This is a genomic window from Sulfitobacter dubius, from assembly GCF_900113435.1.
Lineage (GTDB): Bacteria > Pseudomonadota > Alphaproteobacteria > Rhodobacterales > Rhodobacteraceae > Sulfitobacter > Sulfitobacter dubius.
Map to the genome: position 1 here is coordinate 1,520,057 of NZ_FOPG01000001.1, position 19,817 is coordinate 1,539,873.

Consider the following 19,817-nt stretch of genomic DNA (forward strand, 5'->3'; position numbering starts at 1 on the left):
TTCCTGCCCTCTTTTCAAAGTCACGTCCTGACAGCAATACTCAACCCCAAATCGCAACCAATGCCTTGGGAGGGGTCGCATGGGATGGATGACGGATGAGCGCGGGCTTGAAAAATGCGCGGCAAATTATGTACCGCTGTCGCCTTTGTCACATCTACGCCGCGCGGCGCAGGTCTTTGCCCATCAGACAGCGGTGATCCATGGCGATCACCGGGTAAACTATGCGCAGTACCATGAGCGCTGTACCCGGCTGGCTTCGGCTCTTGCCAAGATGGGCGTCACACCGGGCGATGTAGTGGCCACGTTAATTCCCAACCTGCCCGCACAGGCCGAAGCGCATTTTGGCGTGCCTGCCTGTGGTGCGGTGCTGAACACCATCAACATCCGTCTTGATGCCGGAACGGTTTCCTACATCCTTGATCATGGCGGTGCGGCGGTGCTGCTGGTCGACAGCGAATTCATCGACCTTGCCGAAACCGCCTGCGCCAAGATGGAGGGCACGCCCCCCGCGATTATCGAAGTGCCTGACGCTGCAGCAGGGCATCCCGCAACCACGCGGCATCCGCTTTACGAAGACATGCTGGCAGAGGCCGATCCGGCCTTTGATTGGCTCATGCCACAAGACGAATGGGAAAGCCTTGCGCTAAACTATACCTCTGGCACCACGGGGCGGCCCAAGGGCGTGGTCTATCACCACCGTGGCGCTTACCTGATGACCATGGGCACGGTGGTGAGTTGGCAAATGGTGCTGCGCCCGGTCTTTATGCAGATCGTGCCGCTGTTTCACTGCAACGGCTGGAACCACACATGGATGATGCCTCTACTGGGCGGCACACTGGTTTGCTGCCGCGACATCACGGCGGGTGCGATCTATGACGCCATTGCCGATCACGGCGTCACCCATTTCGGCGGTGCGCCGATCGTGCTGAACATGTTGATCAATGCCGCCGCACAAGACCGCCGCGCTTTCGATCACACTGTCGAGGTCTTCACCGCTGGCGCGCCCCCTGCCCCCGCGACCCTGTCGAAGATCGAAAAGCTCGGCTTCAACGTCACACAGGTCTACGGGCTGACCGAAACCTTCGGCCATGTCACGGAATGCCTCTGGCAAGGGGATTGGGACGCGCTGTCAGAAAGCGAACGCGCCGCGATCAAAGCGCGCCAAGGCATCCCCATGCCGATGATGGAAGACATCACCGTCACTGACCCTCAGATGGCCCAGACTCCGCGCGATGGCAAAGCGCAGGGCGAGATTATGATCCGCGGCAATGCGGTGATGAAAGGCTACCTCAAGAACCCCGAGGCCACCGCCGAAGCCTTCGCGGGCGGGTACTTCCATTCCGGCGACATCGCGGTGCAGCACCCAGACGGTTACATCCAGATCGCCGACCGCGCCAAAGACATCATCATCTCAGGCGGAGAAAATATCTCGAGCGTTGAGGTCGAGGGCGTGTTGATGGGGCATGAGGCGGTCCATCTTGCCGCCGTTGTGGCCCAGCCGGATGACAAATGGGGCGAAGTACCTTGCGCCTTTGTTGAATTAAAGCCCGGGGCGGACGCCACCGAAGACGCGTTAATTGCCTTCACCCGCGAGCGGCTTGCCGGGTTCAAAACCCCAAAACGCGTAATCTTTGACGACTTACCCAAAACCTCCACCGGGAAAATCCAGAAATTCGAACTGCGCAAGCGGGCTGCAACACTCTAACGCGCGCGCATTATGTCACCTCCCATTGCTGATCCCGCAGCGCGTGGTAGAGTGGCGAAAACTGACAGGCCCGCAGCAGAACCCCATGACCGCCTTGACAAAATACGCCCGGCTCGAAGCGACGGGCCTTTGGCGCGCCACGCCCGATGCGCAGCGGCGCGAGGTGATCGTCTCTATCGGCGATGCGACGCTGGTGATTAGCGATCTCAAGGATCAAGCGCTCACCCATTGGTCGCTGGCGGCGATTGAACGGGCCAACACGGGCCAACTGCCTGCGCTCTATCATCCTGATGGTGATCCGGGCGAAACGCTGGAGCTGCCCGACAACGAAACCGACATGATCGAAGCGATCGAAAAGCTGCGCCGCGCGATCAACCGCAGCCGTCCAAAACCGGGCCGCTTGCGTTGGGTGGGCATGGTGGCATCGGTGGCCGTGGTGGCAGCACTCGCGTTGTTTTGGATGCCCGGCGCGCTGCGCGATCATGCGATCAAAGTCGTGCCGGATGTAAAACGCGCCTCGCTTGGAACCGCGCTGCTGAAAAGGCTCGAACGGGTCTCTGGCCCAGCCTGCGAAAGCGCCGGGGGCAGTGCCGCATTAACACGGCTATCGAACCGTTTGGACGTTGGGCGCGTGGCGATCCTACCTGATATGACCCGCGCCAGCCTACATTTGCCCGGACGCCTTATCGTGCTTGATCGTGCGGTGCTAGAGGATCACGAAGAACCCGATGTTGCCGCAGGCTATGTGCTGACCGAAGATGTCGCGCGGATGGAACATGACCCGCTGCGCGCCCTGCTCGAAGCCGTCGGCCTGCGCGAAAATTTCCGCCTGCTGACCACCGGCGATATCTCTTCCGAGGCGCTTGACGCCTACGCCGAACAATTGCTGCTGCGCCCGTCCGCGACCCCGCAGGTCGACACACAGCTGGCGCGTTTTGCCAAGGCAGAGCTGCGCAGCAAACCCTATGCCTACGCGCGTGACATCACTGGCGAAACCACCCTGCCCCTGATCGAAGGCGATCCGATGAACGGCAAGCTTACCGCGCCACTGCTTTCTGACGCTGATTGGCTGCGGCTGCAAAATATCTGCGGCGGATAAGAAACTTTAACAGACCCACAAAAAAGGCCAGCCGGGCAATGCCGCGGCTGGCCTTTTGTCCTCATTTCAATTCGCTCAGCGGCGCAGGTAGGCATCCCCGTAGCCCGCGCGGCGCAGTTGGCTAACCGCTGATTGAACCGACCCGCCCGCGATGGGACCGGCCTGAACGCTGTGGTAGGTCTTGCCGCCCCGCGTCTGCTTGCCAATGCGGGCGGGCAATCCCATGCCTGAAATCTCACGCGCGGCGCGCTGTGCGTTGGCGGGGCTACCAAAGACACCAACCTGAACGTATCCCGCCTTAGAGGTCGTTTGCGTGGCCGAGGCCGAGCGGCTGGAATAGACCGGCTTGGCCTTAACCGGGCGTGCATCACGATGAACCGGCGCGGCATTGCGGTAGCGGATAACCCGTTTGACCACCTGCCCGTCACGCTCCACGATTTTGACCACCCCGAGTTTCCGACGCTGAGTTTCAATGTCGAGGTAGGGGTAGATCAGCGGCACTTTAGCGGTCACGTCTTCCCCGGTCGCCTTATTCACCAAACGGCGCGGCACCGTCTGGGTCCAGATCAGCAACATGTCTGCACGGCCATTCAAGGTCTGCTCGGCGCGGTGCGGGTTCAGGCGATCGTCTTCCCAAACTTTCTTGTAGCCATGCGGCACTTTCACGTTGGTGGTGTTCTGACGGTTGATCGCCACATGTTTCGGCACGATACGCGTTCTTGCGCTCACGGCTTTGACGGGCGGTGCGCTTGGAACCGGTGCAGCAACCACACGAGGCGCGACAATCCGCGCCGGAGCGCCTGCAACACCCGACATCATACCTGCACTGCGGTAGGGCTGCGGAGCCGTAGCGCGCTGCGGGCCAGAGGGAGCAAGACGGCCCGTAATAGGCTCGGCCTGCGGGCCACAGCGCACAGTATACCCATCGCCGCGCCGCATATAGCGCTGCGACAGAGGCGATGCCGCAGGACACGCAGTGGCAAATCCGGTTGGCGCTGGCGCGGCCAGAGCCACGGGTTTGCTTGGCACCACAGGCACAGGGCGCGGCGCGGTTTGACGCACGACCTTGGGCGCGGCTGTTCGGATTGGTGCGGGGGCCACACGGCGGACCACTTTTTGCGGTGCGGGGCGGGCGACCGGCGCTTTGCGCGTCTTTGCTGGGGCGGCAGAGGCTTCGGCGACGCGGGTCGGCTCGGCCGATGGCGGCGCGGCGCTGGTTGGAACCGTTTCGGCAGCTTTGGCCGCCGAGGCCGCTGCTACTTGAACGCCATTGGTGGGCTGGAACCCACAGACCTGATCCCGTGCCCGGCTCATGCGCGGCACCCATGACACATTGCCATCGATCCCTGCGCGGATGAACACACATCCCGCGCTGTCTACATATTGCTTGCCCTTGTAAGAGGACGGCGGAAATTCGGCTGGCTGGCTGCGGCTGTCTTGTGCCTGCGTCTGCGATCCGCCGACGCCCAAAGCGGCCACGATCACTGCCATGGCAATACTTTTTGTAAATGTCATCTAATGCCCCCACACTATCTGGTAGAACGATGCATCAGCGCGCGGCCTGAGTAAAGCACCGCGCGCTAAATTGCTGATCTTACCCGATCACTTGGTGCCAAACATCCGGTCGCCCGCGTCGCCGAGACCCGGAATGATATAGCCCTTCTCGTTCAGCGCTTCGTCCAGCGAGGCCGTAACGATGCGCACATCGGGATGGGCTTCCTTCATCGTGGCCACGCCTTCGGGCGAGGCGAGCAAGCAGAGGAAAATGATATTGGTGGCGCCCGCCTGTTTCAGCAGATCAATCGCCGCGACCGAGGAGTTGCCGGTGGCGAGCATCGGGTCCACAGCGATCACCAGACGATCATCCAGCCCTTCGGGCACCTTGAAGTAATATTGCACCGGCTGCAGTGTCTCTTCGTCACGATACAGACCGACAAAACCGACCCGGGCCGAGGGGATCAGCTCCAACACCCCGTCCATCAGACCATTGCCCGCCCGCAGGATCGAGATCAGCGCAAGCTTTTTGCCATCGAGCGTCGGCGCGTCCATCTCTTGCATCGGGGTTTCGATGCGTTTGGTCGTCATCGGCAGGCCGCGCGTGACCTCATATGCCAGCAACTGGCTGATCTCACGCAGCAATTGCCGGAACACTGCTGTGGGCGTGTCCTTGTCGCGCATGATGGTCAGCTTGTGCTGCACCAGCGGATGGTCGACGATCGTCAGGTGATTGGGGGTATCGGTCATGCGGCAGGCTCCTTTATTTGCCTCGCTTCTAGCCGCACAAGCGCCCCGCTCGCAAGCAAAGGCTGCGCGGCTAGGCTGGCACCTTTACCCCCAGATGCCCGGCGACGAGGGCTGCGACATCGGTAAAGCCGATCTGACCCAGTTCCCCTGCCCCGGTCCCGGCGACCAGCAGCGGCACCCTTTCGCGGGTGTGATCGCTGCCCGCCCAAGTGGGATCATTGCCATGATCCGCCGTCACGACCAGCATGTCACCGTCCCGCAGCGCCGCGATCACCTTGCCGATCTCACCGTCGAACCACTCCAACGCGCGGGCATAGCCCGACACATCGCGGCGGTGACCATAAAGGCTGTCGAACTCCACGAAATTGGCAAAGGTCAGGCTGCCGTCTTCGGCCTCATCCACCAGATCATGCAGGTGTTCCATCAGCTTGGCATCCGGCCCTTTGCGCAGCTCATCGATGCCTTGCATGGTAAAGATGTCGCCGATCTTGCCCACCGCATAGACCCGCCCCCCGGCGTTTTGCACCCAATTGGTCAGCATCGGTTTGGGCGGCGTGATGGCATAGTCGCGCCGGTTCGCGGTGCGCTGGAATGCGCCCGGTTCGCCGGTGAAGGGCCGCGCGATGACACGGCCCACCTTCATCTCATGCAGGCGCGGTGCGATGTCTTGGCAAAGTTTTAGCAGGCGGTCGAGGCCAAAGGTCTCTTCATGGGCGGCGATCTGGAAAACGCTGTCGGCGGAGGTATAGCAGATCGGCCAGCCACTTTCGCAATGCGCTGCCCCCAGCCGTTCGATGATGGCGGTGCCAGAGGCGTGACAATTGCCCAAGATCCCATCGGTGCCCGCCAGCCGCGCGACCTCTGCGGTCAGGTCTGCGGGAAAGGCAGGCGTCTCATCGGGGAAGTAATGCCAAGCCCATGGCACCGGCAGTCCGGCCAATTCCCAATGGCCCGAAGGGGTATCCTTGCCCTGAGAGATTTCTGTCGCAGCCCCCCAGCGGCCTTCGGGCGCAGCACTCAAACCCGGCGCCTCCATCCCGCTGGCGAGCTTCAGCGCAGCGCTTAGACCCAACCGGTCAAGATTGGGCAGCGCAAGCGGCCCGCTGCGTCCCTCTTCTGCCTTACCAGCCGAACAGGCCTGCGCGATATGGCCCAGCGTATTGGCCCCGGTGTCCGGCAGATCGCCGTTAAAGAAATCCCCCGCGTCCGGGGCGCCGCCGATGCCCACGGAGTCGATCACGACCAAGAATGCACGTCCCATCAGCCGATCCTTTCCAAGATCAAATCCGGCGTTTCAACCGCCCTGTCACCAAGCGTGATCGCCGCCAGAACCGCCGCCTCTGCCGCATCCGCAGCCGCGTCCCCCGGCGCATGGATCAGCGCCAAGGGCTGACCCGCACGGACCTCATCGCCCAAGCGCAGCACTTCCGACAGGCCTACTGCCGGGTCGATCTGGTCTGCCTCGATCACCCGACCTCCGCCGAGATTGACCACCGCCATGCCGAGTGCCGCGCCGTCGATCGCGCTAACGTAGCCTCCGCACGGCGCGGGGACCGCTCGGATCACAGGGGCTTTGGGCAGGAGGCGCTCCCAGTTCTCGGCGAAATCGGCAGGTGCGCCCATGGCGCTGAGCATTCGGGAGAAACGCTCCAACGCGCGGCCATCGGCGACCACCGCGCGCAGGGCGTCGGCACCCGCCTCAGCCGTCGCGGCCAAACCCCCGTTGGCAAGAAGCCCACCGCCCAATTCACACGTCACATCAAGGATTGGCCCGGTGGCCGCCCCGGTGAGCACCCGCATCACCTCGGCCACTTCCAACGCGTTGCCAAGGCTCGGCACCAGCGGCTGGTTCATATCGCTGATCACCGCCGTCGTCGGGCAACCCGCCGCCGTGGCGGTGCCGCTCAGCGCCTCGGCCAAGGCGCGCGCCTGCGACAGTTCCTTCATGAAAGCGCCCGAGCCGACCTTCACATCCAGCACCAGCCCATCCAGCCCGGCGGCGAGCTTTTTCGACAGGATCGAGGCGGTGATCAGGTCGAGCGAATCCACGGTCGAAGTCACATCCCGCACCGCATAAAGTCGCCGATCCGCCGGGGCGATGTCGCCGCTGGCGCTGACGATGGCGCAGCCCACCTCCCGCACGACCGCGCGAAAGCGGGCCTCTTCCAACTGCGTGCTAACGCCGGGGATCGCCTCCAGCTTGTCGAGCGTGCCGCCCGTATGCCCCAGCCCCCGGCCCGAGATCATCGGCACATATGCCCCGCAAGCCGCCAGCGCCGGGGCAAGGATCAGCGACACGCAGTCGCCGACGCCGCCAGTGGAATGTTTGTCGAGCACCGGACCGTCTAAGTCCCAGTCCAACACTTGCCCCGAATCGCGCATCGCAAGGGTCAGCGCCACGCGGCCCGGCTGGTCCAAGCCATTGAGGCAGATGCCCATGGCAAAGGCCCCGGCCTGCGCGTCACTGACACGGCCGTCGGCCAGCGCGCCTGCCATCCACGTCAGGGCCTCTGCATCCAATGCCTCGCCATGGCGCAGCCGTGCCAGAATATCCCGCGCGCTCATGCGGTTAACCCTGCATATGGGCAGCGCCAAAGGCACCCGGCAGCAACTCGCCCATGGTGGTCTGTTGTTCCTTGCCCGCTACGGTCGCCATGGTCACCGACACATCGCCGCCCGAAAACTCCGCCAGTTTCTGGCGGCAACCGCCGCAGGGCGTCACCGGCATATCGCTGCCCGCTACGACATAGACCTCGGCGATCTCACGCTCGCCCGCCGCGACCATGGCGGCAATCGCCCCGGCTTCGGCGCAGGTCCCCTGCGGGTAGGCGACGTTCTCGACATTGCAGCCGCTGAACACCGCGCCCGACGCGGTGCGGATCGCCGCGCCGACCTTGAAATTCGAATAGGGCGCATGGGCATTTTCCCGCACCAACACAGCCGCGTCGCGCAAATCAGTCATTAGGCTCTCCCTTTTCTCGGACTATAGAAAATTGCCCCGCCCTGTGCGATGCAAAACCACATGTCACCTCAATCGCCTCTTAAAGCCTGCGTAAAATGGCCCGCAAGGGCGACGCTGGGGCAAAGCCACCCGCCGCGAAAACCGACCCGCTCAAATGCCGCTTTGCTTGCGCGCAAAAATTAGTTTAACGCTAAACCATTATTCGGGAGGAGCATGAACGATGTCCGACACCCCCAACTTGCGCCAAGCAGCATTGGACTACCACGAACACCCCCGGCCCGGTAAGCTGGAGGTCCGCGCGACCAAACCACTGGCCAATGGCCGCGATCTGGCACGCGCCTATTCGCCCGGCGTGGCCGAGGCTTGTATCGAGATCAAGAACGACCCGGATACTGCCGCCCGCTATACCTCGCGCGGCAATCTGGTGGCCGTGATCACCAATGGCACTGCGGTGCTGGGGCTGGGCAATATCGGCGCGCTGGCCTCGAAACCGGTGATGGAGGGCAAGGCCGTGCTCTTCAAGAAATTCGCCAATATCGACTGCTTTGACATCGAGTTGGATCAATCCGACCCCGAAAAACTGGCCGAGATCGTCTGCGCGATGGAGCCGAGCTTTGGCGCGATCAACCTCGAAGACATCAAGGCCCCCGACTGTTTCGTCGTTGAGAAGATCTGCCGCGAGCGCATGAACATTCCCGTCTTTCACGACGACCAGCACGGCACCGCCATCGTCGTGGGTGCGGCGGTAAAGAACGCGCTACATGTGGCGGGCAAGAAGTTCGAGGACATCAAGATCGTCTCGACCGGTGGCGGGGCTGCGGGGATCGCTTGCCTCAACATGCTGCTGAAACTCGGTGTGAAGCGCGAAAACGTCTGGCTGTGTGACATCAACGGGCTGGTCTATGAAGGCCGGACCGAAGACATGAACCCTAGCAAAGCGGAATATGCGCAGAAATCCGACCTGCGCACGCTGGACGATGTGATCGACGGGGCGGACCTTTTTCTTGGCCTCTCCGGGCCCGGCGTGCTCTCGCCCGAGATGGTCGCGAAGATGGCCAAGCGCCCGATCATCTTTGCGCTGGCGAACCCGACGCCCGAAATTCTGCCCGATCTGGCCCGCGCCGTGGCACCCGACGCGATCATCGCCACAGGGCGCAGCGATTTTCCCAATCAGGTCAACAACGTGCTGTGTTTCCCCTTCATCTTCCGGGGTGCGCTGGATGTGGGCGCGACCACGATCAACGATGAGATGAAGATCGCCTGTATCGACGGTATCGCCGCCCTCGCCCGCGCCACGACGAGCGCGGAGGCGGCAGCGGCCTATCAGGGCGAGCAGCTGACTTTTGGCGCGGAATACCTGATCCCGAAACCCTTTGATCCGCGCCTCATCGGCGTGGTCTCTTCCGCCGTGGCCAAGGCCGCGATGGAGACGGGCGTGGCCGCACGCCCCATCGAAGACCTCGACGCTTACAAACGCAAGCTCGACGGGTCGGTGTTCAAATCGGCGCTGATTATGCGCCCGGTTTTCGAATCCGCCCGCTCCTCCCCCCGCCGTCTGGTCTTTGCCGAAGGCGAGGACGAGCGCGTGCTGCGCGCTGCGCAAGCGATCATCGAAGAGACGGTGGAACGGCCCATCCTCATTGGCCGCCCCGAGGTGATCGAACGGCGCATCGAAAAGGCCGGGTTGAACCTGCAACTGGGCCAAAACGTCGATCTGGTGAACCCCGAGAACGACCCCCGCTACCGCGACTATTGGGAGACCTATCACAGCCTGATGTGCCGCCGCGGCGTCAGCCCCGACATCGCCCGCGCCATCATGCGCACGAACACCACCGCCATCGGCGCGGTCATGGTGCACCGTGGTGAGGCCGACAGCCTGATCTGCGGCACCTTTGGCGAGTTTGGCTGGCATCTGAACTACGTCAATCAGGTGCTGGGCCGCGACGGTTTCCGCCCGCATGGCGCGCTCTCGATGATGATCCTCGAAGACGGGCCGCTCTTCATCGCGGATACCCAAGTGAACCTGCACCCCACCCCCGAACAGATCGCCGAGATCGCCATCGGGGCCGCCCGCCACGTCCGGCGCTTTGGCATTGAGCCGAAAGTCGCGCTTTGCTCACAAAGCCAGTTTGGCAATCAGGGCGAAGGGTCGGGCAAGCGCCTGCGCGCGGCGCTGCAAATCCTCGACGCAGGCGACCATGATTTCGTTTATGAAGGCGAGATGAACATCGACACCGCGCTTGACGCCGAGTTGCGCGCGCGGCTGCTGCCCTGCAACCGGATGGAAGGGGCCGCCAATGTGCTGGTCTTCGCCCATGCCGATGCGGCCTCGGGCGTGCGCAACATCTTGAAAATGAAGGGTGACGGGCTTGAGGTGGGGCCGATCCTGATGGGGATGGGCAACCGGGCGCATATCGTGTCGCCCTCGATCACCGCGCGCGGGCTGCTCAACGTGGGCGCCATCGCGGGCACACCGGTCGCGCATTACGGTTGAACCCAAATCAAAACGCCGCCCCCTTTGGGGACGGCGCTGCGTGTTCGGGCGTTTGCTTATTTACGGGGCGTGGCGGGTTTGATGTCCGCGACGGAGGACGGGGCCTTGGCGGCGGGTTTTGCCGCGGCCTTGGCTTGCTTCTTCTTGTTGCCGATTTTGTCACCCATGGTCGGGCCCTTTGTCATGCGAGGGGCGCTGGCATCATGCCGCGCCTAGCTTCATCATGACAAGAATCCTGCCGCAAACTGATCCGTTTTCGACCGAGATGTCGCAAAAGGCGCGCCGCCCCGAGAGGCAGCGCAATGTCGCTTAGAACCGCCAGTTGAACGCGCGGCTGACGCCGAAGCGCATGGTCCATTGATCGTCAGAACCGGCCTGCGTGATCGGGCTGTCACCGGCATCATTCAGCAGGCGTTGATAGGCCACGGCCCCTTCAAGCGCCCATGCATCATCCAGACGGTAGGTCGCCTGCACTTCGACGCCCGCCCCCAGCAGACCACCTTCGGCCTCATAGGCCGCCAAGGTCGGCGTGGCCGTGTCGACGCCGAAATAGGTGTCGGCATAGGTGTCATTGCCAAGGCTGAAACGCGGGCCTGCGGTGATGGTCCAACGCTCATCCGGGCGAAAGATCACGTCGGCGCCAATGTCGCCGGTCACGCCTTCATGGCCGCCAAAGCCACGGCGCACCTTGCCGAAGACCTGCCAGTTCACCTCGCGGTAGACCACGCCAAAGCCAAGCTCAACTGCCGCGTCGATATCCTCAAGCCCCGCAAGCTCCGCGTGATCGGAACTGTCACGCTCGCCCAGATAGCGGAACGCGCCGGTAAAGCCGAAACCGGTCTTGGGCGCTTCGCCGATGTTGGTGCCGATCTTGCGCCCACCCCACTCCAGCGAGCCAAAGGTAAAGGCCAAATCCGGCGTCGCGCGATAGCTGCTGGCGCCCGGATAATCCGGGGCCGCCCCCACCCCGCCGCGCAGGGCGAAGTTAAACGAACGGTCCTGCGCCGCCACCGGCAGCGCGGCAACCATGGCGAGGCAAGAGGCAAGGGGCAAAGAAAGGGCGAGACGCATGTGGGCAGGCTCCAAAAGAAATAGGGTTTCGGGATAATCTAGCATGACGCGCCGCAACTGACAGGAACAATAGCGATCCGCTTGCCGAATTCTTTCTAAGCGGCCAGAGTGAATGGAAATATTTGCGCGCCAGTACAGCTATACCCGGCCCGCGGGTTTGCCGCACAGTGCAACAGGAGGAGGAACACCATGGGATACCGCGACACCTACGACCGCTGGAAGGTCGACCCGGAAGCCTATTGGCTGGAGCAGGCAGAGGCGATCGACTGGGACATCGCGCCGACGCGCGCGCTGTTTGACCGAGGCGACCATATCTATGAGTGGTTCGCGGATGCCAGTGTGAACACCTGCTACAACGCTGTGGATCGCCATGTGGAACAGGGCAACGGCAGCCGCGTCGCGATCATCTATGATAGCCCGATCACCGGCAATAAATCGACCCTGACCTATAGCGAGTTACAGGCCCATGTCGCCTCGCTCGCCGGGGCATTGGTGGCGCAGGGCGTGGAGAAGGGCGACCGCGTGGTGATCTATATGCCCATGGTCCCCGAAGCAGTTGAAGCGATGCTGGCCTGCGCACGGATTGGCGCGATCCATTCGGTGGTCTTTGGCGGTTTTGCCTCAAGCGAGTTAGCGGTGCGGATCGACGATTGCAAACCCAAGGCGATCATCGCCGCCTCCTGCGGCGTGGAGCCATCGCGCGTGGTGGATTACAAACCTTTGCTGGACGGAGCCATCGAACAGGCCAGCCACAAGCCTGACACCTGCATCATCCTGCAACGCGGCCAGAAACCCTGTGAGTTGAACCCCGAGCGGGACATCGACTGGTACGCCGCCCAAGACGGCGTGCGTCCCGCGCCCTGCGTGCCCGTGGAGGGGAACCACCCGGCCTATATCCTCTATACCTCTGGCACCACCGGCGCGCCCAAAGGCGTGGTGCGGCCCACCGCGGGGCATCTGGTGGCGCTGAACTGGACGATGAAAAACATCTATAACGTCGAGCCGGGAGAGGTCTTTTGGGCTGCCTCGGACGTGGGCTGGGTCGTGGGCCACAGCTACATCTGCTACGCGCCGCTGATTGCGGGCAACACCACCGTTGTGTTCGAAGGCAAGCCCGTCGGCACCCCAGATGCGGGCACCTTCTGGCGGGTGATCGAAGAGCATGGCGTGGCGAGCTTCTTCACCGCCCCCACCGCCATCCGCGCCGTCAAACGCGAAGACCCGGATGGCGAGGAGATCAAGAAATACGATCTGTCGAGCCTGCGTGCGCTCTATCTCGCGGGGGAACGGGCCGATCCGGATACCGTCGAATGGGCGCAGGAGAAACTGGGCAAGCCGGTCTACGACCATTGGTGGCAGACCGAAACCGGCTATACCATCGTCGGCAACCCGGCGGGGCTTGAGGCGCTGCCGGTCAAGGTCGGCTCGCCCACCGTGCCGATGCCGGGCTATGACGTGCAGATTTTGGATGAGCGCGGTGAACCGCTGCCTGGCGGTGAGTTGGGCGCCATCGCCATCAAGCTGCCCCTGCCCCCCGGCACCCTGCCGGGGCTCTGGAACGCCGAGGACCGCTTTCGCAAATCCTATCTCACCACCTTCCCCGGCTATTATGAGACCGGCGATGCGGGGCGGATTGATGAGGACGGGTATGTCTGGATCATGGCGCGCACCGATGACGTGATCAACGTGGCAGGCCACCGTCTGTCGACCGGCGCGATGGAAGAGGTCTTGGCGGGCCACCCCGATGTGGCCGAATGCGCCGTGGTGGGGGTCAGCGATGAGCTTAAAGGGCAGATGCCCATCGGGTTTCTCTGCCTGACCAAAGGCGTCAACCGCTCGCATGAAGAAATCGTCGCGGAATGCGTCACCCGAATGCGCGAGCAGATTGGTCCGGTGGCGGCGTTCAAACAGGCTGTGGTGGTGGACCGCCTGCCCAAAACCCGCTCGGGCAAGATCCTCCGCGCGACCATCGTGAAAATCGCGGATGGAGAGGATTTCAAGCCGCCCGCGACCATCGACGACCCGGCAATCTTGGACGAGATTCGTGACGCGCTGAAGGGTATCGGCTACCCGCAGTCGTAACCAATCAACTTTATGGCGGTGGACCTTTGTAGGACTGGCGCTAAACTCAGACCCACAGAAACGCGCGCGCAGACCAGCCCGCGCGTTTTTTACAATTGCGTTGCTTGCGCAAAATATGCGAAGCGCCCCCGGAAATGCCCCCAGCGGGGCCAACCACGACAGCACATCCAGTGGGTCTTTTCCCTCCCGGAGCTTGCCCTCCGGCCGCGCAGAAAGGTTTTCGACGTGCAGACACCCTATTACCTGATCGACAAGGCCAATCTCCGCGACAATATGGAGAAGATCGCCCGCCTGCGTGCCCTCTCGGGCGCGCGTTGCCTGCTGGCGCTGAAGTGCTTCGCCACATGGTCGGTCTTCGATTTCATGTCCGAGTATATGGACGGCTCAACCTCCTCCTCGCTCTATGAGGTGCGGCTCGGGGCCGAGAAATTCCCCGGTGAGACCCATGCCTATTCCGTCGCCTATGCCGAGCATGAGATCGGCGAGGTGCTGGGACATGCTGACAAGATCATCTTCAATTCCATCGGCCAGCTCGACAAGTTCGACACGCAATCCTCAAGCCACATCCGCGGACTGCGGGCGAACCCCGGCGTCTCGACCTCGGAGTTCGACCTCGCCGACCCCGCGCGGCCCTTCAGCCGTCTGGGCGAGCATGACCCGGCGGCGATTGACGCGGTCGCAGACCGGATCACCGGGCTGATGTTCCACAACAACTGCGAGAACGACGACTTCGAGCGCTTTGATGAGATGCTGACCCTGATCGAAGACCGCTTCGGCGCTGTGCTGCACAAGATGGAGTGGGTCAGCCTCGGTGGCGGCATCCATTTTACCGGCGAAGGCTATCCGCTCGACGATCTGGCACTACGGCTCAAAGCCTTTGCCGACCGCTTTGGCGTGCAGGTCTATCTGGAGCCGGGTGAGGCCGCGATTACCGGGGCGGCGACGCTGGAGGTTACCGTGCTCGACACGATGTTCAACGGCAAGAACCTCGCCATCGTCGACAGTTCCATCGAGGCGCATATGCTCGACCTGCTGATCTACCGCGAACCGGCCAAGATCGCTCCCAACACCGGCGACCACGAGTGGATGATCTGCGGGAAGTCCTGCCTTGCGGGCGATATCTTTGGCGAGTTCCGCTTTGATGCGCCGCTGAAAGCCGGTGACCGGCTCTCGTTCCAAGACGCCGCTGGCTACACGATGGTCAAGAAAAACTGGTTCAACGGCGTCAAAATGCCCAGCATCGCCATTCGCGAGCTGGACGGAACCACCCGAATGGTGCGCGATTTCGACTATGACGATTTCGCCGCCGCCCTGTCGTGACAAGAAAGAGGTCAACACTATGAAACGCAATGTTCTTATCATCGGCGCGGGCGGCGTCGCACAGGTTGTGGCGCATAAATGCGCTCAGAATAATGATCGTTTGGGTGAGCTTCATATCGCCAGCCGCACGGTTTCCAAATGCGAGGCGATCATCGCCAGTGTGCATGAGAAAGGCGCGATGAAGCAGGATGGCGTCTTCAAGGCGCATGCCGTCGACGGGATGGACACAGACGCCGTGGCCGCTCTGATCAAGGAAACCGGCTGCCAGATCGTGATCAACGTAGGCTCCCCCTTCGTGAACATGACCGTGCTGCAGGCCTGCATCGACACCGGTGCCGCCTATATCGACACCGCGATCCACGAAGACCCCCGCAAAATCTGCGAGACGCCGCCGTGGTATGGTAACTACGAGTGGAAGCGCCGCGAAGCCTGCGCCGAAGCGGGCGTGACCGCGATCCTTGGCGCCGGTTTCGATCCGGGCATGGTTAACGCCTTCGCCCGTTTCGCGGTTGATGAGTTCATGGACGAGGTCAAATCCATCGACATCGTCGACATCAACGCAGGCGACCACGGCAAGTACTTCTCGACCAACTTCGACCCTGAGATCAACTTCCGCGAATTCACCGGCACGGTCTACAGCTGGCAGGAAGGCGAGTGGAAAGAGAACAAGATGTTCGAAGTGGGCCGCGAATGGGACCTGCCCGTGGTCGGCAAGCAAAAGGCCTATATGTCGGGCCATGATGAGGTGCATTCGCTGGCCGCGAACTACCCCCACGCCGACGTGCGCTTCTGGATGGGTTTTGGCGATCATTACATCAATGTCTTCACCGTGCTACAAAATCTCGGACTGCTTTCCGAGCAGCCCGTGACCACCGCCGAAGGGCTGGAAGTCGTGCCTCTGAAAGTGGTGAAGGCCGTACTGCCCGATCCGTCGAGCCTTGCGCCGAACTACACCGGTAAAACCTGCATCGGTGATCTGGTGAAAGGCGTGAAGGATGGCGAAGAGGTTGAGGTGTTCGTGTATAACGTGGCCGATCACAAAGACGCCTTTAACGAGGTCGGCTCTCAGGGCATTTCCTACACTGCCGGTGTGCCGCCCGTGGCCTTCGCGATGCTGATCGCCGATGGCACATATGACGGTGGCACCATGGTCAACGTCGAGGAGTTGGACCCGAAGCCGCTGTTTGGCCTTCTCGATGACATTGGCCTGCCGACGCGGGTCAAAGATGACAAGGGTGATCGCGCCTGGCACGAGGCGTGAGCCTCTCCTGAAACGTAAAAGGCGACCCCCGAGACCAGCCCTTTGCAGTAAATGATGCAAAAAATTCTTAAAAAGCTTAGGTTGGCCAGATTTTGACCAACCTTTCCCTCGATAGCTACCACATATGGTATTTTCAGAGGGAAACTCCGTGCTCACACCCGCGATTATTTCTCCGCAAGATTCTCAACGAAGGCTGCCGTTCCCGAAACACGGGATCGACGTGAACTTTTGTCGAAATCCGCAATGCGATCTATTTGCGGAACCTCCGGATCCATTCAAGAAACTAGGTCGTCCAAAAGGAAACACTAAACCAAACTACCCACGCGGTAAGGTGATCGGTTCTGGAGATGAAAAGACCTTCACCTGCGGTGCGTGTGGGCAATCTTCGATCGTTAAGAACAACGGGGCCGTTGTGGATGAATATCGCCGACTTCGCAAACGATTCCAGCAGGAGGGGCCGCGCGATTGCTGCCCGGCCGACGCGTGCGCAAACCGAAACAAACCCCTCTCGCAGCATCCCGAGCTTTATCGCAAGTCGGGCCGCACGGCAAAAGGTGCGCAGCGATGGAAATGCAAGACCTGCCTGACATCATTCTCACTCGGCTCTCGGATCAGGCGCCAGCATCGAAGCAATGCGAACCGGGATGTGCTCTGGATGATCACGAACGGGTTGCCCATCTCGAAGATCGGTGACTTCACCGGACTCTGCCCGCGTGATGTATATCGCAAGATCGATTTCATCTACGATCGGGTCATAGACCATACGGCTAACCGTGAAGGTTCATTTTAAAATGTGAATTGGATGAAGGTAGGGCGGCGGTTTGCGACAGATTCACAGACGCTACACCTTAACTGGCCGAACAAGAAGTCTCGGGCTCAGATCGCGGTTCAGCATCTGTGCACGGCGCACGCCAACACAGGCTACATCATGGCGACACACCTTGGACTTGATCCTGATATCGACCTGCCCGACATCGAGTCTGCGATGGCGGCCGCAGGCGACTTCGAGTTGCCACGAGCCTTTCGAAGCCAGGCGCGGGTCTGGTCGGAGACCGAGTTCAAGACTTATCTCGACAAGATCACCCAAGGCGTTCAGGTCCATCCATCAGAAGCGCCTGACGTAGACCTTGATCTCCAACTACCCCACCGCGGATCGCTGCTTCGACAGGATGTGATGCAACTGGCGCACGCCTTCCTCCTCCGCCACTTTCTTAAGAAAGGCGATGAACGTTATGTCTTTGTTCTGGATGCCGATTCCGGTTTAGCACTGTCTTTTGTTGCTGCCTTTGCGAAGCGAATTAAGGAGGCCTCTACGGACGTCATTGTCGTTCGGTTCGATAAACATCAGTCTAGTGACCAACGGAATATGCTGGTTGGTGATGGGAAAGCTGCACTGGAACTGGCTACGGGAATAGCTCGTTCGCAGTGGCCGTCAGTGAACGTGTCCGACCAGATCGAACTGACGGACATTTCTATCCAAGGGATGCTCGAAGACCATCTCCTCGGCGAACCATTCGCCTGGCCGTTCCACACAAAAAGCGAGCCCCATAGACGCATCCGAATCCTCACAGACCGATCCGATATGGCCCCTGATCGGCGTGCGAGGTTAATGCGCCTTGCAACGCTCCGCAGCGTTGATTCCTACTTCCACATAGTGCGGTCCAACATCCGTTTCGCGGCCCGACCGGCGCATACACCAAGTGGCAACGGCCGCGCTTGGGACAGGCACTATCTCTACAACCCCGAAACGATGGTGAAGGTCGTCGAGATCTATCGCTTCGCTCACAACTGGATGGGTTCATCCAAGACCAAGGAGACGCCCGCGATGAAGCTCGGCTTCGCCCGCGGGAAGATGCGGGCGAGCGAGTTTTTCGGGTGATTAGCTTGCATGATCCTTGATCATCGCCATCTGGACTTCTTCGCTCAAACCATTCCAGAAATCCGGAAGTTCGTTGCGGAGATAATCGGGAAACGAACCGCTGACAAAATGCACGCAGATGTAGTTCAGATCCGATGCACGATAGAACCGCACTGCGGCTTCCGAACGATGCTCGATGAGCGCATGCTCGTCATGAAAGGTGATATCAGAAATCTTCCAGAAGTTCAGATGCGTGGTGCCTTGATCACGGAATGAGCAAGAGATGTACGGGACGGAACCCTCGGTTGCGCACTCAATTTCAGCGCGTAAACCATCAAAAATCGCCATAGGTACCTCCTTTATTGCGACAAGGAGGAAGTGGGATCGAACGCGTCTACAAAAAAACGCTCACGCAGAATCTCTGCGAGAGCGTTGCATCATTTACTGCAAAGGGCTGGCCCCCGAGAGGGTCGCCTTTTTCAGTCAAAGCTGTGAGCCTCAGTGTTTCGCGGCGAAGTCGTCCACCTGACGCTCTGCTTCGTCTTTGGCGATGCCATAGCGTTCTTGGATCTTACCCACCAATTGCTCGCGGTTGCCACGGGCTTCGGCGATTTCGTCGTCGGTCAGATCGCCCCATTGCGATTTCACCGCGCCGGTCATCTGTTTCCAATTGCCTTCGATACGGTCCCAATTCATTGCAGGTCTCCTTTCAACGGCTGCGAAGATGCGGGAATACCCCGCTCTTGCAGGTACAACGCTGACGCGAAACTTGGGTTCCGGCACAGGAGCGCAGCGGCGGAAATCTGCCAGACCCGAATGGGTAGGATCAGTTGAACTGCTCCGAGATCAACCGCTCTTCCAGCCCGTGACCGGGATCAAAGAGAATCCGGTGGCTGACACTTGGATCGGAGGAGACCTCAACCGTTATCACGTCGCGGTGCGACTGGCCGTCGGCATCGGCCATCACAGGCCGCTTTTGCGGCTCTTGCACATCAAAGCGCACCGTCGCCCGTTTGGGCAGCAGCGCCCCCCGCCAACGGCGCGGGCGGAAGGCCGCAATCGGGGTCAAGGCCAGCACATCCGACCCAATCGGCAGGATTGGCCCGTGCGCGGAATAGTTATAGGCGGTGGAACCCGCAGGTGTGGCCACGAGCGCCCCGTCGCAGACCAGTTCCTCCATCCGCTGCCGCCCATCTATCGTGATGCGCAGCTTAGCCGCCTGCGGCCCAGCGCGCAGCAGGGACACCTCGTTGATCGCAAGCGCGGTCGAGATGGTCCCATCGATATGCGTGGCACGCATGACCAGAGGGTTAATCACCGCCTCTTCCGCCGCCGCCAGCCGCGCTTGCAAGTCGCCCTCGCGGTAAGCGTTCATCAAAAAGCCGATGGTCCCGCGGTTCATCCCATAGACCGGCGCGTCCATGTCTTGGGTGCTGTGCAGCGTATGCAGCATGAACCCGTCGCCCCCAAGCGCCACGATCACCTCGGCCTGACGCAGTGGCACATCGCCATAGCGCCCGATCAAAGCGGCCCGCGCCGTCTGTGCGACGCTGGCCCGGCTGGCCACAAAAGCGATCTTCAAGGACATGTCAGCAGGCTCATCCCGGCGAAGTTTCCGATCATCGGCGTTTGGGGCCAAAACAATCACATTATTCCGTGCGCCACCAGTGTTGACGCACATATCTTGCAACCTGTCGGTTTACAGCCTTCACCTCGGCCCG

Annotated in this window: 18 protein-coding genes; 8 read left to right on the forward strand and 10 right to left on the reverse strand. The window is 61.4% G+C overall.

What is annotated here, in order from left to right:
* The first annotated feature begins 79 nt into the window (after positions 1-79).
* Both BM229_RS07410 and BM229_RS07415 read left to right on the forward strand, forming a co-directional pair.
* Positions 80-1,705 carry an AMP-binding protein gene (locus tag BM229_RS07410; protein WP_093926956.1) on the forward strand — a complete coding sequence of 542 codons (1,626 nt, stop codon included), beginning with the start codon at positions 80-82 and terminating at the stop codon, positions 1,703-1,705.
* 85 nt (positions 1,706-1,790) lie between these two features.
* Positions 1,791-2,804, forward strand: coding sequence for a hypothetical protein (locus BM229_RS07415; RefSeq protein WP_093926957.1), 1,014 nt, complete (start codon positions 1,791-1,793; stop codon positions 2,802-2,804).
* Between the two features lie 75 nt (positions 2,805-2,879).
* Here the strand turns inward: BM229_RS07415 and BM229_RS07420 are convergent, their stop codons facing one another.
* From BM229_RS07420 to BM229_RS07440, 5 genes are all read right to left on the reverse strand, one after another.
* Complete coding sequence (locus BM229_RS07420; protein WP_093926958.1) at positions 2,880-4,319, reverse strand: SPOR domain-containing protein; 1,440 nt, start codon at positions 4,317-4,319, stop codon at positions 2,880-2,882.
* Positions 4,320-4,406: 87 nt separating this feature from the next.
* On the reverse strand, positions 4,407-5,048 hold the full coding sequence (upp, locus tag BM229_RS07425) for a uracil phosphoribosyltransferase (RefSeq protein ID WP_093926959.1): 642 nt from the start codon (positions 5,046-5,048) through the stop codon (positions 4,407-4,409).
* A gap of 70 nt (positions 5,049-5,118) precedes the next feature.
* The gene (locus tag BM229_RS07430; RefSeq protein WP_093926960.1) at positions 5,119-6,309 is read right to left on the reverse strand and encodes a phosphopentomutase; all 1,191 of its coding nucleotides are present in this window, start codon (positions 6,307-6,309) and stop codon (positions 5,119-5,121) included.
* The gene (locus BM229_RS07435) at positions 6,309-7,613 is read right to left on the reverse strand and encodes a thymidine phosphorylase (RefSeq protein WP_093926961.1); all 1,305 of its coding nucleotides are present in this window, start codon (positions 7,611-7,613) and stop codon (positions 6,309-6,311) included. Before BM229_RS07435 ends, BM229_RS07430 begins: the two co-directional genes overlap by 1 nt.
* A 4-nt stretch (positions 7,614-7,617) precedes the next feature.
* Positions 7,618-8,010, reverse strand: a complete 393-nt coding sequence (locus BM229_RS07440; protein WP_093926962.1) for a cytidine deaminase — start codon at positions 8,008-8,010, stop codon at positions 7,618-7,620.
* 220 nt (positions 8,011-8,230) lie between these two features.
* Here BM229_RS07440 and BM229_RS07445 point away from each other — a divergent pair, with 220 nt between their 5' ends.
* The gene (locus tag BM229_RS07445; RefSeq protein WP_093926963.1) at positions 8,231-10,504 is read left to right on the forward strand and encodes an NADP-dependent malic enzyme; all 2,274 of its coding nucleotides are present in this window, start codon (positions 8,231-8,233) and stop codon (positions 10,502-10,504) included.
* Positions 10,505-10,560: 56 nt separating this feature from the next.
* On the opposite strand, the gene BM229_RS07450 is transcribed toward BM229_RS07445, so the two are convergent.
* Both BM229_RS07450 and BM229_RS07455 read right to left on the reverse strand, forming a co-directional pair.
* Positions 10,561-10,671: a malic enzyme gene (locus tag BM229_RS07450; protein WP_067267274.1), complete on the reverse strand. Its 111-nt coding sequence runs from the start codon at positions 10,669-10,671 to the stop codon at positions 10,561-10,563.
* A gap of 142 nt (positions 10,672-10,813) precedes the next feature.
* Positions 10,814-11,620 (reverse strand): MipA/OmpV family protein, encoded by an 807-nt coding sequence (locus BM229_RS07455; RefSeq protein WP_244152131.1) that lies wholly within the window; start codon positions 11,618-11,620, stop codon positions 10,814-10,816.
* 144 nt (positions 11,621-11,764) lie between these two features.
* Here BM229_RS07455 and BM229_RS07460 point away from each other — a divergent pair, with 144 nt between their 5' ends.
* The 5 genes from BM229_RS07460 (at position 11,765) to BM229_RS07480 (ending at position 18,117) form a co-directional block, all read left to right on the forward strand.
* A complete protein-coding gene (locus tag BM229_RS07460) occupies positions 11,765-13,657 on the forward strand; it encodes a propionyl-CoA synthetase (RefSeq protein ID WP_093926964.1) in 1,893 nt (630 codons plus the stop codon).
* A gap of 225 nt (positions 13,658-13,882) precedes the next feature.
* Positions 13,883-14,977 (forward strand): carboxynorspermidine decarboxylase, encoded by a 1,095-nt coding sequence (locus BM229_RS07465; protein WP_093926965.1) that lies wholly within the window; start codon positions 13,883-13,885, stop codon positions 14,975-14,977.
* A gap of 19 nt (positions 14,978-14,996) precedes the next feature.
* The gene (locus tag BM229_RS07470; protein ID WP_093927265.1) at positions 14,997-16,238 is read left to right on the forward strand and encodes a saccharopine dehydrogenase family protein; all 1,242 of its coding nucleotides are present in this window, start codon (positions 14,997-14,999) and stop codon (positions 16,236-16,238) included.
* 148 nt (positions 16,239-16,386) lie between these two features.
* The gene (locus tag BM229_RS07475) at positions 16,387-17,028 is read left to right on the forward strand and encodes a hypothetical protein (RefSeq protein WP_208604033.1); all 642 of its coding nucleotides are present in this window, start codon (positions 16,387-16,389) and stop codon (positions 17,026-17,028) included.
* 138 nt (positions 17,029-17,166) lie between these two features.
* Positions 17,167-18,117, forward strand: a complete 951-nt coding sequence (locus BM229_RS07480) for a hypothetical protein (protein ID WP_139226266.1) — start codon at positions 17,167-17,169, stop codon at positions 18,115-18,117.
* Here BM229_RS07480 and BM229_RS07485 read toward each other — a convergent pair whose 3' ends face one another.
* The 3 genes from BM229_RS07485 to BM229_RS07495 all read right to left on the reverse strand — a co-directional run bounded on the left by BM229_RS07485 (position 18,118) and on the right by BM229_RS07495 (position 19,684).
* The gene (locus BM229_RS07485; protein WP_093926968.1) at positions 18,118-18,444 is read right to left on the reverse strand and encodes a hypothetical protein; all 327 of its coding nucleotides are present in this window, start codon (positions 18,442-18,444) and stop codon (positions 18,118-18,120) included.
* Between the two features lie 150 nt (positions 18,445-18,594).
* The gene (locus BM229_RS07490; RefSeq protein WP_093926969.1) at positions 18,595-18,792 is read right to left on the reverse strand and encodes a CsbD family protein; all 198 of its coding nucleotides are present in this window, start codon (positions 18,790-18,792) and stop codon (positions 18,595-18,597) included.
* 130 nt (positions 18,793-18,922) lie between these two features.
* On the reverse strand, positions 18,923-19,684 hold the full coding sequence (locus tag BM229_RS07495) for an NAD kinase (RefSeq protein ID WP_093927266.1): 762 nt from the start codon (positions 19,682-19,684) through the stop codon (positions 18,923-18,925).
* Positions 19,685-19,817 lie beyond the last annotated feature (133 nt).